Origin of the sequence: Nitrosomonas europaea, from assembly GCF_900167395.1 — a bacterium.
GTDB lineage: Bacteria > Pseudomonadota > Gammaproteobacteria > Burkholderiales > Nitrosomonadaceae > Nitrosomonas > Nitrosomonas europaea.
Genome location: NZ_FUWK01000054.1, coordinates 1 through 13,268 on the forward strand (window position 1 = coordinate 1; position 13,268 = coordinate 13,268).

Here is a 13,268-nt window from a genome sequence, read left to right on the forward strand (position 1 = left end):
CCATCAGGATGGACTTTGACTATCGTACTATCCAGCGACATGTGATCCACTTCCAGCTGTATCAGCTTGTTTTGCTGAAGCGCGAGGAAAACCCGATCCAGGACGCCATTCCTGGCCCAACGGTTGGCGCGCGTGTAAATGCTGTGCCAATTGCCAAATTTCACAGGCAGACCACGCCACTTACAGCCGTGCTCTGCAACATACAGAATCGCGTTGAGCACTTCCAAATTCGAGAGTGTGACGTTACCCCGTTGTATCGGCAGTAGATTTTCAATAAGCTTGAATTGCGATGCGGATATTTCCATTCGGTAATTCTAACAGAAATAGTGTTAACAGGCCCTAAGTGGCTTGAATTTCGATATGGTTTGGGTGTGTGTGTCGAAGGTTAGAATACCCCGGTAACCAAGCAACTCTGAAGAATTCCGAGAAATACAAACAGAAAGGGGATAATTTCTGAGAATTATCCCTGCTGATATTGCATCAGGTAAGCGCAGATATTATCTGAGTGTGGCGATATACTCAGATACAGCTTGCATTTCCTGTTCGCTCATGCGTGAAACGATTGTTTGCATGGTGTTATTTGTATCATTCTTACGCGTTCCCTGCCGAAATGCTTGTAATTGAGATAAAGTATAAGCAGGGTGCTGACCATCGATTCTCGGGTAATGCGGAGGAATGCCTTGTCCATTGGGGGAATGGCAGCTGGAGCATGCGGGAATGGAATTTTCCAGATTTCCACCTTGGTACAGTTTCTTCCCTGTCTCAACCAGAGAAGCATCGCTGGCGGTGCCCGGTTGGGGTTTTTGTTGTGAATAGTAAGCAGCGAGATTTTCGATATCATCCTGGCTCAAAGTTGCTACCATGGGGGCCATGATCTGATTATCACGCTTGACTGTTTCGCCTTCTACCACCTTGAAATCATTCAACTGTTTGGCAATGTACCCCGGGTATTGTCCGGCAAGAATAGGATAGAGGGGGATGGCACTGTTACCATCGGCATTATGACAGCCGGCGCATATACCGGCTGCGATTTCTTTGCCCTTTTCAACATCGCCTGCAGCTGGAGATTCGGCAAACACAAAGCCGGAGAATGTGAGTGCGATTGCTGCTACAGTAGTTCCAATGAATTTCATGATCGTATAAGGTTGGTTTCTGATAATAAACGGTAAATATCCGTGTATTCTAACAAAATTTGCCGGCTGCAGTAAACGCTGCAGTCGCTTATCAAAAACGCACGAGATGAGAAAGTTTTCTGTTTTCCTGTTGCTGGCAAATATTTTCGTTGTTTTTTATCTTCACGGCAGACCGGATGATAACCTTCCTGCACAAATAGCGTTGATTCATTCGGAGAAGATTGAGCTGTTGCCGGCTAAAGTTGCGTGTCTCAAATGGGAAAATCTGATCGGGCCAGTCGTGCAACATGTCAGAGTGGAAATCTCCAAATGGGAGTCGGGACAGGATCACATCACTGAAATTTCCAGAGGTGAAGTTACTGTTCATTGGGTACATATTCCACCGTTACGAAACGCACGTGAGACTGCAAAACAGATCGAGCAACTGAAAAAATCGGGGATTTCCTATTTGCATATTCAGGAAAATGCAGACAGCCCGTGGCATAATGCAATTTCTCTGGCAATCCTGCCGGATGATTCCGACGTGGCAGCATTAGTTGAAGAATTGAAAGGCAAAGGGGTAGAACGTATTATGGATAGCGAACAGGTTCTGGAGCAGTTTGAGTTCGATATTCGTAATCCGACGGAACAAATCACTGAAAGCGTTCGGCAACTGGCGCAGCAGTTCCCGGAAACGAAGCTGGAAGTAACCGAATGCAGCCGCTTATAAAATAATGTGTTATCACTGAAGTCATCAGGTTTCAGTGTCTTCTCATAAAAAATCAATGGGTTGCTTATCCGGAATTTTTCGCGGATTCCTTGGAGTATTTATCATGATTGTTGATGCAAGCTGGAGCAGGTGTAGTGATTCATATTAAAACAGCACCAGAAATTGAAACCATGCGTATCGCTGGCAGGCTGGCGTCCGAGGTGCTGGATTATATCGAGCCTTACGTGGTGCCCGGTGTAACGACCGGTGAGCTGGATGAGCTTTGCCATCGTTATATGGTCGATGTGCAGAAAACGATACCAGCGCCTCTGAACTATGCTCCACCCGGCTACAGCCCCTATCCGAAATCTATCTGTACTTCTGTGAATCATCAGGTCTGTCACGGTGTTCCGGGAGATAAAAAGCTCAAGGATGGGGATGTCGTCAATCTTGATATAACCGTCATCTATGAAGGCTACCATGGTGATACCAGCCGTATGTATTACGTTGGGGAGCCATCCATCCAGGCCAAACGGCTGTGCGAATTAACCTATGAAGCAATGTGGCGCGGAATCGAAGAAATTCGCCCGGGTAAGCATTTGGGGGATATCGGTCATGCCATTCAGCGTTTGGCAGAGGGTGCGGGCTACAGTGTCGTCAGGGAATTTTGCGGTCATGGCATCGGTGCGAAATTTCATGAAGATCCCCAGGTGTTGCACTATGGTCGTGCCGGTACGGGAATCGAGCTCAAACCCGGCATGATTTTTACCGTCGAGCCCATGATCAATGCGGGCAAGGCTGCCATTAAACAGCTACCGGATGGCTGGACCGTGATTACCAAGGATCACAGCCTGTCTGCACAATGGGAGCACACTATTCTGGTGACAGATGAAAGCTACGAAGTGCTGACAGTTTCTTCAGGATCGCCTGCCAGGCCTGCTTATCGTTTCTGAATCTGATGACATTTTTTGTCAGCAGGCCGCAATTACATACTTCCCGATTCATAAACAGGTGATCGACATGCCACGATGCAATAACCGTGCTCCTGCACAGATGCGCCCGGTCAGAATAATCCGCCATTATGTCCGGCATGCCGAAGGCTCGGTGCTGATCGAGTACGGCGAAACCAGAGTGATTTGTACCGCCAGCGTCATCGAAAAAGTTCCCCCTTTCCTCAAAGGGGCCGGCCAGGGCTGGTTGACGGCAGAATATGGCATGCTGCCGCGTTCCACGGGTGAAAGAATGCAGCGTGAAGCTGCCAAAGGCAAACAGTCCGGGCGGACCATGGAAATCCAGCGGTTGATCGGACGGGCATTGCGTTCCATCCTGGATCTGGAGAAATTGGGTGAGCGCACGATTCAGATGGATTGTGACGTGATCCAGGCGGATGGAGGCACTCGTACCGCCAGCATTACCGGCGCATTCGTTGCATTGTATGATGCGATCGACTATCTGCGTGCAGAACGGATGATTTCACAAAACCCGATCAGGGATCACGTTGCGGCTGTCTCGGTGGGCATACTGAAAGGTCAGCCTCTGCTGGATCTGGATTATTTGGAAGATTCCGGTTGTGATACGGATTTGAATGTCGTTATGACGGGCAGCCTGGGGTTGGTAGAAGTACAGGGGACAGCGGAAAAGGTCGTTTTCAGTCGTCAGGAACTGGATGTCATGCTGAATATGGCGCAACAAGGGTTGCAGGAGCTGTTTGATGTACAGCGAAAAGCACTGGAGACTGTCGCCTAAGATAGATAATGAAAGCAAATGGAAAATGGAACCACCCTTGAACAAAATCGTCATCGCCAGCAACAATGCGGGAAAGCTTGCTGAAATCAGTAGGCTATTGGCTCCGTTGGGCATCGAAGTGGTGACGCAGTCATCACTCGGGGTAACAGAAGCAGATGAACCTCACATGACTTTCGTTGAGAATGCACTGGCCAAGGCGCGGCACGCGAGTCTGGCAACCGGCCTGCCCGCGCTGGCAGACGATTCCGGAATATGCGTCAGCGCTCTGAGAGGGGATCCCGGTGTATTTTCTGCCCGTTATGCAGGAGAACCCCGCTCGGACGAGCGCAACAATCGCAAGCTGGTCGAGGCACTGCATGGTCAATCTGACCGTCGGGCTTATTATTACTGTGTGATCGTCCTGTTGCGTCATGGGCAGGATCCGCAGCCTGTCATCATCGAAGATACCTGGCGCGGAGAAATCATTGCTGAACCGATCGGTCAGGGCGGGTTCGGCTATGACCCGCATTTTTTTCTTCCGGAGCTGGGCAAGACAGCTGCCGAGCTTTCCATAGAGGAGAAGAACAGGATCAGTCACCGTGGCAAAGCACTCGCCAGGCTGGTACAGATGCTGTCGGAGAATGAGACAGTGCCGGTTGTGCCGGTATAACGTATTTACGGCCATGTGGTCGGCTTGAAGAAAGATATGCCAGTTTTATCCGTGCCGGATTCAAAATCCCCTCATCTGGCCGAACTGCCTCCTCTGGGGTTGTATATTCATTTGCCCTGGTGTGTCAGAAAATGTCCTTATTGTGATTTCAATTCACACGCAATCAATTCCGGTGGCGATCTTCCGGAATCCGAATATGTAACGGCGCTCAAACGCGATCTGGAGCTTGCGCTGCCGCTGATCTGGGGACGTCCGGTGACCAGCGTATTTTTCGGAGGTGGAACGCCGAGTCTGTTCAGTGCAACCGCTATTGATGCGATTCTTTCTCATGTGCGTATGCTACTGCCCCTTGCTCCCGGTGTTGAAATCACACTGGAAGCCAATCCGGGAACGCTGGAGGCACAGAAGTTCACGGATTTTCATTCTGCTGGCATCAACCGGCTATCCATCGGTATTCAAAGCTTCAATTCCCGGCATCTGCAAGCACTGGGCCGCATCCACGATGGTGCCGAGGCATTGCGTGCAGCTGAGCTGGCGCTGCAGCATTTTAGTAATGTCAATCTGGACCTGATGTATGCGCTGCCGGGGCAGACCCGGGACGAAGCGTTGCAGGATATTGAAACGGCTTGCAACCGGGGAGTGGCACATATTTCTGCTTACCATCTGACCATCGAGCCCAATACTCCATTTTATCGCTATCCGCCGCAATTGCCGGATGAAGATACATCAGCCGATATGCAGGTCATGATCGAGCACATTCTGGCGGAACGAGGCTACCGGCATTACGAGACTTCTGCGTTTGCCCAACCGGGGAAGCCATGTCTCCACAATATGAATTACTGGCAGTATGGGGACTATCTGGGAATCGGAGCGGGTGCCCACAGCAAAATCAGCTTTCGTGACAGAATCATCCGGCAGATGCGCCATAAACATCCCCGGCAATATCTGGAGCAGGCCATGGCTGGAAATGCCTGTCTTGAGAATCTGCTTGCCACGGAGCAGGAAGTAGGGCCGCAGGACCGAATTTTTGAATTCATGATGAATGCGCTGCGGCTGACGGAGGGTTTTGACCCCGGATTGTTTCATACCCGTACCGGGTTGACGATTGCATCGATCCAGAAGTCGCTTGCCGAAGCCGAGCAGCGCGGGCTGATCGAATGGCAACACGATTGCATCCGACCGACACCTGAGGGAAGACGATTTCTGAACGATCTGCTGGAGATCTTTTTATCGTAACCCAGGCAGCTAACATTCTTCAGAAGAACTTCTGATTGATCGCTGGTTTTTTTGTAGGGAAGGAGAAAGACAACATGTATGCCACTCCTTTTCTCTACCCGAAAATTCCTCATGTGGGCAAATACATGAGTTGCTTTAGCCGGGTTTGAAATAAGGGGAGACGAATCAGGAATGAATGACCCGATTTCAAGGCGTGCTTTTCTGAAAAGATCAGGTGCACTGGGAACATTTGCTGCGCTGGACTGGATGTTGCCGATCTATGCCAGATCTGATTCCTTGAGTGTAGTTACTCCGACTACGCAGTTGAGTGGAGATGTGATCAATCTCACTATTGCCAGAACTCCGTTCCGCATCGACGATCACATTGCAACTGCCACAACCATCAATGGTACGGTTCCAGGACCTTTGCTTCATCTGCGCGAAGGGCAGGACATTACCCTGAATGTTACCAATCACCTGGACGAGACTTCTTCGATACATTGGCACGGAATACTCCTGCCGCCTGAAATGGATGGTGTGCCCGGCATCAGTTTTCCAGGCATCGAGCCGGGAGCGACCTTTTCTTACCGTTTCACGATCAGGCAGTACGGCACGTACTGGTTTCACAGTCATTCGGGAGGCCAGGAGCAGGCGGGCGTGTATGCGCCGATGATTATTGATCCAATTGAGCCGGATCCGGTCAAGTATGATCGCGAATATGTGATCATGCTTTCTGACTGGAGCTTTTCTTCAGTGGACTCAATGATCGAAAAGCTCAAAAAGCAACCCGGCTACTTCAATTTTCAGAAACGTACGCTGGGTGATTTTATCCAGGATGCGATGCGGGATGGCTGGCGCCCGGCACTTGATGATTACCTGATGTGGGCCCGAATGCGAATGGATCCGACGGATCTGGCAGATGTAACCGGCCATGCCTATACCTATCTCATGAATGGATTGACTCCGGCAGCAAACTGGACGGGGCTGTTTCATCCGGGTGAACGCATACGATTACGTTTCATTCAGGTAGGGGTGATGACTTTCCAGGACATCCGTATTCCTGGACTCGGGATGACCGTAGTGCAAGCAGATGGACAGAATGTACAACCTGTTGAAGTGGATGAATTTCGTATCGGCCCGGCTGAAACCTACGATGTCATCGTTGAACCTAAAGAAGAGCGCGCTTACACGATCTTTGCAGAGACACTGGACCGCAGCGGTTTTGCACGCGGTACGCTCGCGCCGCGTCCCGGGATGGCCGCAGAGGTTCCATCGCGACGCCCTCGCTCACTACGCACCATGGCAGATATGGGTATGCAACACATGAGCGGCGTGGATCATGGCAATCACGCGCCTGGCAATGCAACCATGGGTGAGCCGGAAGAAGGTACGCAGCATGACACACCAGATAGGCATGGAGAACACGCGAAGGAGGGTATTCATGGCAGGCATGACAGACATGCCCAACCCGGGTTCCCCGATAGCAGGCCGGTCAGGCATGGTACTGACGATCATGGATCCGGGAATCAGTTCATTCCGGATTTCACGCAGAGCCGTATGGATGAACCGGGTATCGGACTGGGAAATGATGGCCGCCGGGTACTGGTCTACACTGACTTGAAGAGTCTCAAACCCTATCCCGACCAGCGCGAGCCGGAGCGTGAGCTCGAAATTCATCTCACTGGTCATATGGAACGCTTCATATGGTCGTTCGATGGTGAGAAATACTCGGATGCGAAAGAGTCGATCCTTTTTCGTCACGGGGAGCGGCTGCGCTGGATTTTTGTCAACGATACGATGATGGAGCACACGATGCATCTGCATGGTACGTGGATGTATCTGGAAAATGGCGCTGGCGCGTACCTCCCGCGCAAGCACACAGTGCTTGTCAAGCCCGCTGAGCGTGTTTCTGTTGCCATTACTGCGGATGCGCCTGGCCCGTGGGCCTTCCATTGTCACTTGCTCTTGCATATGGAAACAGGGATGTTCCGTGTGGTCGAGATTCTGGATGCAGCTCCCGGGACAGAATCATGAAATCCTTTCCACAATTTGCGGCCGGCATGGTTGTGATCCTGTCTCCAGGGGTGGATATGCCGGTGGCAAACGCGGAAACATTACTGGACAAGGAAAAACAGATCTTGCCCGTACCTCATCCTCGGGGCAAGTACCACCATCCGACCCACAGCGACCAGAATTATGCGTTCCTGCGCGCCGATGTTCTCGAATACCGTCCCGGGAGGGATGATAGCGATTTCCGCTGGGATATACAGGGCTGGTACGGTGGGGATTTCAACCGCCTGTGGTTCAAAACTGAAGGCGAACGAAATACGGCTTTCAAGGCAGAGCACGACATCGACATGCAGCTTCTGTACGGCAGGTTTATCGGGAAATATTATGATGTTCAGATCGGTGTGCGCGGAGAGACACAAACCGTTAGAGGGAAAGACGTAGCCCGGGCGCATGCGGTTATCGGTTTTCAAGGGCTTGCTCCCTATCGCTACGAAGTGGAGTCCGCACTCTTTATCAGCCAGCAGGGAGATGTGTCCGTGCGCTTTCAGACATCCCGCGATTTTTTACTGACACAGCGGCTGATTTTGCAAGGACGTTTTGAGACCCATGCGGCAGTGCAAAAGGTAGAGAAATTTACTACCGGCCAGGGACTTAATAATATTGAACTGGGGTTGCGGCTGCGTTACGAGATCAGGCGAGAAATCGCGCCTTATATCGGCATTTCATACGATCGCAGTTTTTTCAGGACTGCTGATCTTGTGCGGGAAGAAGGGGGCGATTCCAGCCAGGTTCGTTTTGTGGCTGGCGTGCAGTTGTGGCTCTAATCAGTGTTTCAAGCGTCATCAGAAACTCCCGAGGTCTATCCATGCACATGCAGCAGCCAGATGATGCAACCAGCCACACTGAAACAGCCTGTCAGAGCAATAAGCGCATTGCGGCGATATTTACGGATCAGTTCCGCTTGCGGGCGAACCGAAATGATAAACGGGTATCTGCCATCCTTCAGCGTAGAGACGTGATGGATTTCTGTTTCATGCAGCAGTTGCCGGTGAACGGTTTGTGCTTGTGAAAGTGCTGTTTCACGGGCAATTTCCCATTCCGCCAGATCTATTTCACCATCCCGATTGGTATCGAAGCGTTCCAGCAATTGCCGTCTATCCTGTTTCCAGTCACTGAGGAGATCACGCGCAATATCCCGTACGGATCGCTCTGTTGCTGGAGAGCGTGTTTGCAGATGGCCGGTGATGTAAAGGCGCTGTCCGGGCAGAATCAACTGTTCAGTATAGCGGTAGCGGCTCGCCAGCCCGATAATGGCCGAGCCGTTATCTAGTATCCCGGTCCGTACAGGCCATTCGGTGTTGCCATACCAGACGAGTTTCTCATTACTGATGATTTCCGCCTCTTCCGGGTCGACCTGACATATTCCGGTACCATCGTCCAGCAGAAATGGATGGTTGCTGGTGTTTCGATACAGAATTTTCCATTCGGTACGTGTGCGTTTCTGTTCCAGGATGGTTTCTTTGCGTTCGATCCGGCTGTGGTACCAGAGACATTCATGATTGGATAACGGAGCAAAAACGGGCTGGTCGGGGAGAGATCTTCCCTTGCCTTCCAGTTCGATACGGCCCTGGTGTGCAGAACGCAGACGTGCCGTGGGGGTATCCTTGATCAGATGCCATCGTTTCCATGCACGTATGAAACAGTAAAAGCCTGTCAGAGCTGCCAGTATCAGGATGATCAGCGTAAATCCGTACTCTTGCGGGGTGAGGCTGCGCACGAGATTGGTTGCGGCAGTTTCCATGACGACAGTCGATCAGTCGAACAGTTTGCCCAGGTCGTGGTCGTGTTTGTTGATCGTAGTAAATTTCAGCAGTGATCGTGCACTGAATCCAAACCATCTGGCGATAAGGATTTCCGGGAACTGTTCGATGCGGATATTGTTGTTTCTGACTGCTTCATTGTAGTACTCGCGCCGGTCGGCAATGCCATTCTCCAGACTGGTGATGCGGGTCTGCAAATGCTGGAATTTTTCGCTGGCCCTGAGTTCGGGATAAGCTTCCGCTACAGCGTACAGTTGCCCCAGCCCTGCTCTCAATATACTTTCTGCTGCACCCAGGGCAGGCAGATTACCTGTTTCACGAGCATGCGCAATGCTGGTACGTGCTTCCATGACCCGGCTGAGTGTTTCCTGCTCAAATTTCATATAGTGCCTGCAGGTTTCAACCAGCCTGGGCAGCTCGTCATGGCGTTGTTTCAGTAGAACATCGATATTTGACCAGGCCTGGGAAACAGTATGTTTGATATCCACCAGACTGTTATAGATCATGACTCCGATCACCAACAGGGCGACGGTCACAGCGAGCAAAATATAGAAAGAAATAGCCAGATTCATGGGGTGTCCGTAAAGATAATCAAAACCTTATCAACGACACTGGCCGGGATTTTTTGATGCCGGAAAGACGGGCAATAGTGTTTTATCGGGGGTTGCGCAGCAATTACCGCGTTGTTGTTCAGGCGGTTCTGGTGAAGATAATGTCGCGGATGGTGTGGCCGAGCTTCATCCCACGCTGTTCAAATTTGGTCAGCGGCCGGTAGGCAGGGCGTGCGGCGTAGTCGACGGCAGTATTGACGAATCGTTCTTCACTGCGCAATACATGCAGAATATGGGTGGCGTAGTCTTCCCAGTCGGTGGCGATATGCAGATAGCCGCCGGGTTTCAGCCGGTCACACAGAAGTGAAACAAAATCCGGCTGGATCAGGCGGCGTTTGTGATGCCGTGCCTTGGGCCACGGATCCGGGAAGAAAATGTGGATGCCATCCAGCGACTCGCTGGTAAACATTTGCTGCAAAACCAGTTTTGCATCGTGCGGGATGATGCGCAGATTGGTCAGTCTGTGTTTTTCGATTTGACCAAGCAGACTGCCGATTCCCGGTGCGTGAACTTCAATGGCTATAAAATCCTTCTCCGGATGTTGCCTGGCGATTTCGGCAGTGGTTTCTCCCATCCCTGATCCAATTTCCAGAATTCCGGGTGCCGTGCGTCCGAAGATCGAATCGAGATCGACTGGTTCTTCAGTGAGTGGGATGCCGTAACGTGGCAACAGCGATTCGTAGGCGTGTCGCTGCGCATTGGAAAAATATCCCTGACGGAGCACATAACTGCGAATCGGAGGATGAGAAGACAAAAACCGGTTTCCTGAGAAAGTGTATTGCTTAGCTGTTGGCAGCAGGATGCTGAGTGCCGGTAAACATGCCTTCTGCTGGAGAGCTCGGGCTGGCCTGGTAAATTTTCCTGGGCATACGTCCGGCAAGGTAGGCTTCACGCCCGGCCTCGACCGCTTTACGCATGGCGCTAGCCATCAATATCGGATTGCGGGCACTGGCTACTGCGGTGTTCATGAGTACGCCATCACAACCAAGTTCCATCGCAATGGCAGCATCCGATGCGGTACCGACGCCTGCATCCACAATGACCGGTACTGTAGCTTTGTCTATGATGATCTGCAGATTCCAGGGATTGAGGATCCCCATGCCGGAACCGATCAGTGAAGCCAGTGGCATGATAGCTGCGCAACCGATGTCTTCCAGTTGTCTGGCGACAATAGGGTCATCCGAGGTATAGACCATGACCTGAAAACCCTCTTTGACCAGAATTTTTGCGGCTTCGATGGTTGCAACCACATCGGGAAACAGCGTTTTCTGGTCACCCAGTACCTCCAGTTTGACCAGTGCATGTCCATCGAGCAGTTCACGTGCCAGACGCAGTGTACGGACGGCATCTTCTGCTGTGTAACAGCCGGCAGTATTGGGTAGCAGCGTAAACTGCGACGGTGGAAGTATATCCAGCAGATTGGGTTCGTCGGGATTTTGCCCGATATTGGTACGGCGTATCGCTACCGTGATGATTTGTGCACCACTGGCATCGACTGCCGCACGGGTTTCAGCGAAATCCCTGTATTTTCCCGTCCCCAGCAGTAAACGGGAGGAATAACTTTTACCGGCTATGACGAGAGGTTCCATAAATACGTCAGGATCGATGTGGTCAGTTGAAGGGTACGGCCAGAGACTGGAATGAATTTTGAGCGATCGAAAAATCAGCCACCACCCACCGCCACAATGATTTCCAGTTGATCTCCTTCATTGAGGAGTAGTTCAGGGAAACGGCTGCGGGGAATGATTTCACCGTTGCGCTCGATGGCAAAACGCTTGTTCTGCAGCGATAACTTTTCTACCAGCTGCTGTACATTCATCGGGCCATCGTAACTTTGTTGCTGTCCGTTGATGATGAGTTGCATAATTTTCAGAAAAGTAGCCAAAGGCAGCCCATAAATGAAGGGATTTATTCTAGCACGCGGGTCTGGATCGATGGTAGAACAGAGATTTTTCAGATAGGCAGTGATGAAGGTGGTACCTGAATCAAAGGCCAATCTGTAAAAACGTGTTTTTAAGGAAAATAAACACCTGTACCCGTCCGGATGATGGAGATTTTTCACAGCATGACCTTACCTGACAGCAAAAAAGATCAAACAGCACGTCACGTGGCGATTTTGCAGGAAAGTTATCGCCATTATACCGGCCGATATTTGTTCGACCCGAAGCTGGGTGCCAGTGAAGCAATAGTGTGGCTGGAGCAGGCACCTTTCGCTCTTGTCTCGCATGGCACCCAGCCTGATCCGATTTTCAATTATGGTAACCAGACTGCCTTGCAACTGTTCGGTATGACCTGGGATGAGTTTACCCGGATGCCTTCACGTCTGTCAGCAGAACCGGTGGATCGCGCGGAACGTACGCGCCTGCTGGATCATGTATCACGCGACGGCTACATCGATGATTACACGGGTGTTCGTATTGCTGCCGATGGTCGCCGGTTTCTGATACGCCATGCAACTGTCTGGAATCTGCTGGACGAGAGCGGCCGATTTTACGGACAGGCTGCGATGATTCCAGAATGGGAAGTATTACAACCGGTGTTTACTGCAGACTGAGGTTATGGATGCCGAGTTCAGCACGGCAAGGATGTCGTCAGCATAAGCACCGGAATGGAAGAATTGGCTCAACCCTCATGCCAGTTTATCCATTGCAAACCTGGTACACGGGAAAATTCGCGTACGTTGCGTGTGATCAGTGTTGCGCCGTGACGCAAGGCGGTGGCGGCAATCAGGGTATCGTGCGGCCCGATAGGGTTCTCTGCTGCTTCCAGCGTTGTTCGAATGCGGGCAGCATGGTCGGCACATTCGCTGTCGAAAGGCAGTTTCTGCATGGGTAGCAGCAAGGTAGTCAGAGCAGCCAGACGTGGTGCAGCCATTTCGGGTGGCAAACGCAACAGGCCGTAGCGCAGTTCGTATTCCACAATGGCCGGTACAGCCACATCCTGCGGGCGCTGTGCCTGCAAACGCAGCACCACTTGCGGATCACCGCGAAAGTAATAACTGATGGTATTGCTATCCAGAATCAGCATGTTCAGCGCTCAGAATTCCAGGCGCGGCGTATCAGCAGGTAGTTGTTTGGTCCCGCATTGTGATGGTGTATTGTATGATTTGCTACCGACACAGGAGGAATTATGGGACAGATATTACACGGGAGCGCCCGCACGACAGCGGCGGTGCGTCGAGCGATACAACATAGTGAAGAGAGCCTGAATGTGCTGGCCAGGCGCTACGCCATCAATCCCAAGACGGTGGCGAAATGGAAGAAGCGCAACTTTACGCACGATGCCAGGATGGGTCCGAAAGAGCCGCGTTCCACGGTTCTGACACCAGAGCAGGAAGCCGCTTGCGTAGCCTTCCGCAAACATACGCTGCTGCCGTTGGATGACTGCCTTTACGCC

At 51.5% G+C, this 13,268-nt stretch carries 16 protein-coding genes and 1 pseudogene; 9 read left to right on the forward strand and 8 right to left on the reverse strand.

The window, feature by feature from the left end; translation table 11 throughout:
- Both B5D58_RS12410 and B5D58_RS12415 read right to left on the reverse strand, forming a co-directional pair.
- On the reverse strand, positions 1 to 305 hold a 305-nt coding region (locus B5D58_RS12410), incomplete at its 3' end, for a transposase (protein ID WP_078737650.1).
- Positions 306 to 497: 192 nt separating this feature from the next.
- A complete protein-coding gene (locus B5D58_RS12415; RefSeq protein WP_011110910.1) occupies positions 498 to 1,133 on the reverse strand; it encodes a c-type cytochrome in 636 nt (211 codons plus the stop codon).
- 106 nt (positions 1,134 to 1,239) lie between these two features.
- On the opposite strand from B5D58_RS12415, the gene B5D58_RS12420 reads away from it, so the two are divergent.
- From B5D58_RS12420 to B5D58_RS12450, 7 genes are all read left to right on the forward strand, one after another.
- A complete protein-coding gene (locus B5D58_RS12420; RefSeq protein WP_011110911.1) occupies positions 1,240 to 1,842 on the forward strand; it encodes a hypothetical protein in 603 nt (200 codons plus the stop codon).
- Positions 1,843 to 1,955: 113 nt separating this feature from the next.
- Positions 1,956 to 2,774, forward strand: a complete 819-nt coding sequence (gene map / locus B5D58_RS12425) for a type I methionyl aminopeptidase (RefSeq protein ID WP_011110912.1) — start codon at positions 1,956 to 1,958, stop codon at positions 2,772 to 2,774.
- Positions 2,775 to 2,841: 67 nt separating this feature from the next.
- On the forward strand, positions 2,842 to 3,567 hold the full coding sequence (gene rph, locus B5D58_RS12430; RefSeq protein ID WP_011110913.1) for a ribonuclease PH: 726 nt from the start codon (positions 2,842 to 2,844) through the stop codon (positions 3,565 to 3,567).
- A 25-nt stretch (positions 3,568 to 3,592) separates the two neighbouring features.
- Entirely contained in the window at positions 3,593 to 4,216 is a 624-nt protein-coding gene (gene rdgB, locus B5D58_RS12435; RefSeq protein ID WP_041356963.1) for an RdgB/HAM1 family non-canonical purine NTP pyrophosphatase, read from the forward strand.
- A 36-nt stretch (positions 4,217 to 4,252) separates the two neighbouring features.
- Positions 4,253 to 5,452 carry a radical SAM family heme chaperone HemW gene (hemW, locus tag B5D58_RS12440; RefSeq protein WP_011110915.1) on the forward strand — a complete coding sequence of 400 codons (1,200 nt, stop codon included), beginning with the start codon at positions 4,253 to 4,255 and terminating at the stop codon, positions 5,450 to 5,452.
- Positions 5,453 to 5,623: 171 nt separating this feature from the next.
- Complete coding sequence (locus tag B5D58_RS12445) at positions 5,624 to 7,465, forward strand: copper resistance system multicopper oxidase (protein ID WP_011110916.1); 1,842 nt, start codon at positions 5,624 to 5,626, stop codon at positions 7,463 to 7,465.
- Complete coding sequence (locus B5D58_RS12450) at positions 7,462 to 8,265, forward strand: copper resistance protein B (protein WP_011110917.1); 804 nt, start codon at positions 7,462 to 7,464, stop codon at positions 8,263 to 8,265. Before B5D58_RS12445 ends, B5D58_RS12450 begins: the two co-directional genes overlap by 4 nt.
- 35 nt (positions 8,266 to 8,300) lie before the next feature.
- Here B5D58_RS12450 and B5D58_RS12455 read toward each other — a convergent pair whose 3' ends face one another.
- The 5 genes from B5D58_RS12455 to thiS form a co-directional block, all read right to left on the reverse strand.
- Entirely contained in the window at positions 8,301 to 9,242 is a 942-nt protein-coding gene (locus tag B5D58_RS12455; RefSeq protein ID WP_011110918.1) for a GIDE domain-containing protein, read from the reverse strand.
- A 12-nt stretch (positions 9,243 to 9,254) separates the two neighbouring features.
- Positions 9,255 to 9,833 (reverse strand): LemA family protein, encoded by a 579-nt coding sequence (locus B5D58_RS12460; RefSeq protein WP_011110919.1) that lies wholly within the window; start codon positions 9,831 to 9,833, stop codon positions 9,255 to 9,257.
- Between the two features lie 118 nt (positions 9,834 to 9,951).
- Entirely contained in the window at positions 9,952 to 10,626 is a 675-nt protein-coding gene (trmB, locus tag B5D58_RS12465) for a tRNA (guanosine(46)-N7)-methyltransferase TrmB (protein ID WP_011110920.1), read from the reverse strand.
- A 28-nt stretch (positions 10,627 to 10,654) separates the two neighbouring features.
- Positions 10,655 to 11,461: a thiazole synthase gene (locus tag B5D58_RS12470; protein WP_011110921.1), complete on the reverse strand. Its 807-nt coding sequence runs from the start codon at positions 11,459 to 11,461 to the stop codon at positions 10,655 to 10,657.
- A gap of 74 nt (positions 11,462 to 11,535) precedes the next feature.
- On the reverse strand, positions 11,536 to 11,736 hold the full coding sequence (gene thiS / locus B5D58_RS12475; RefSeq protein WP_011110922.1) for a sulfur carrier protein ThiS: 201 nt from the start codon (positions 11,734 to 11,736) through the stop codon (positions 11,536 to 11,538).
- A gap of 201 nt (positions 11,737 to 11,937) precedes the next feature.
- On the opposite strand from thiS, the gene B5D58_RS12480 reads away from it, so the two are divergent.
- Positions 11,938 to 12,426, forward strand: a complete 489-nt coding sequence (locus B5D58_RS12480; RefSeq protein WP_011110923.1) for an MEKHLA domain-containing protein — start codon at positions 11,938 to 11,940, stop codon at positions 12,424 to 12,426.
- A gap of 68 nt (positions 12,427 to 12,494) precedes the next feature.
- Here B5D58_RS12480 and B5D58_RS12485 read toward each other — a convergent pair whose 3' ends face one another.
- Positions 12,495 to 12,899, reverse strand: coding sequence for a type II toxin-antitoxin system VapC family toxin (locus B5D58_RS12485; protein WP_011110924.1), 405 nt, complete (start codon positions 12,897 to 12,899; stop codon positions 12,495 to 12,497).
- Between the two features lie 102 nt (positions 12,900 to 13,001).
- Between B5D58_RS12485 and B5D58_RS12490 the strand changes: the two are divergent.
- Positions 13,002 to 13,268 (forward strand): annotated as a pseudogene (locus B5D58_RS12490) (IS481 family transposase); the annotation flags it as partial.